Source organism: Gluconacetobacter azotocaptans, assembly GCF_014174355.1.
Taxonomy (GTDB): Bacteria; Pseudomonadota; Alphaproteobacteria; order Acetobacterales; family Acetobacteraceae; genus Gluconacetobacter; species Gluconacetobacter azotocaptans.
The window spans coordinates 1-1,981 of the sequence record NZ_JABEQF010000044.1 but is presented as its reverse complement, the minus strand read 5'-3'; the positions used below and the strand labels follow the sequence as shown (position 1 = coordinate 1,981).

The 1,981-nt window shown below is 70.5% G+C and carries 1 protein-coding gene; it reads left to right on the top strand.

All coding sequences use genetic code 11. The features are described 5' to 3' along the window. Positions 1-63: 63 nt before the first annotated feature. A partial coding sequence (dxs, locus tag HLH34_RS19025; protein ID WP_183121129.1) for a 1-deoxy-D-xylulose-5-phosphate synthase occupies positions 64-1,981 on the top strand: 1,918 nt, incomplete at its 3' end.

Below are 1,981 nucleotides of genomic sequence, written 5' to 3'. Positions count from 1 at the left end.
ACCGAGCAGAAGTCAGAGGGGCAGCAGCAGGCGGGAACGGTTCCGACGCACGGTCGTTTTCCGCTGCTGGACCGGGTATCGTGCCCGGCGGACCTGCGGAACCTGTCGGTGGAGCAGCTGAAGCAGCTGGCCGAGGAACTGCGGGCCGAGACGGTGGACGCGGTGTCGACCACGGGCGGCCATCTCGGCGCGTCGCTGGGCGTGGTGGAGCTGACGGTGGCGCTGCACGCGGTGTTCGACACCCCGGCCGACCGGGTGATCTGGGACGTCGGCCACCAGGCCTACCCGCACAAGATCCTGACCGGCCGGCGCGACCGCATCCGCACCCTGCGCCAGCCCGGCGGCCTGTCGGGCTTCACCCGCCGCAGCGAGAGCGAATACGACCCGTTCGGCGCCGCCCACTCCTCGACCTCGATCTCGGCCGGTCTGGGCATGGCCGTCGCCCACCATCTGCGCGCCGAACACGACCCCTCGTACCGCGAGCGCAACGTCGTCGCCGTCATCGGCGACGGCTCGATCTCGGCCGGCATGGCCTATGAGGCGATGAACAATGCCTCGGTCGCCGGCCCCGGCGCCTCGCGCCTGATCGTGGTGCTCAACGACAACGAGATGTCGATCGCCCCCCCGGTCGGGGCGATGTCGAACTACCTGTCGCGGCTGATGTCCTCGCGCCAGTTCCTCGGCCTGCGCGACCTGGCCGGCAAGGTCGCCCGCCGCCTGCCCGAACGGCTGGAGCGCACCGCCAAGAAGGCCGAGGAATATGCCCGCGGCATGATCACCGGCGGCACCCTGTTCGAGGAGCTGGGCTTCTACTACGTCGGCCCCGTCGACGGGCACGACATGAACCAGCTGGTGCCGATCCTGCGCAACCTGCGCGACGCCGACGACAAGGGCCCGATCCTGCTGCATGTCATCACCGAGAAGGGACGCGGCTACCGCCCGGCCGAATCGGCGGGGGACAAGTATCACGCCGTCGCCAAATTCAACGTCGTCACCGGCGAGCAGAAGAAGGCCCCCCCGGGCCCGCCGAGCTACACCTCGGTCTTCAGCCGCGAACTGGTGCGCCGGGCGAAGCTGGACGACACCATCGTCGCCGTCACCGCGGCCATGCCCTCGGGCACCGGGCTGGACGCCTTCGCCCGCGCCTGCCCCGACCGCTTCTTCGATGTCGGCATCGCCGAACAGCATGCCGTGACCTTCGCCGCCGGCATGGCCACCGAGGGGCTGCGGCCGTTCTGCGCCATCTATTCCACCTTCCTGCAGCGCGCCTACGACCAGGTGATGCATGACGTGGTGCTGCAGAACCTGCCGGTGCGCTTCGCCATCGACCGCGCCGGGCTGGTCGGCGCCGACGGCGCCACCCATGCCGGGGCGTTCGACATCAACTACCTGGGCTGCCTGCCGGGCATGACCATCATGGCCCCCAGCGACGAACTGGAACTGCTGCACATGACGGCCACGGCCTGCGCGTTCGATGGCGGGCCGATCGCGCTGCGCTATCCGCGCGGCAACGGGCTGGGCCTGGCCCTGCCCGAGAAAGGGTCGGTGCTGGAAATCGGGCGCGGCCGCATCGTGCGCGAAATGGGCCGCCAGGCCGGGCGCGAGAAAGGCGGCATCGCCATCCTGTCGCTGGGCGCCCGCCTGGCCGAGGTGCTGAAGGCCGCCGACATGCTGGCCGCAGGGGGCCTGCCCCCCACCGTGGCCGACGCCCGCTTCGCCAAGCCGCTGGACACCGCGCTGATCGAGCAGCTGGCCCGCAACCACGCCGTCCTGCTGACCGTCGAGGACGGCGCCGAGGGCGGCTTCGGCGCCTACGTCATGCACCATCTGGCCCGCACCGGCCTGCTGGACACCATCCGCTTCCGCCCCATGACCCTGCCCGACCGCTTCATCGACCACAACACCCAGGACGTCCAGTATCACGAGGCCGGACTCGATGCCGCCGCCATCGCGCATACCGCATTCCATGCCCTGGGGATCG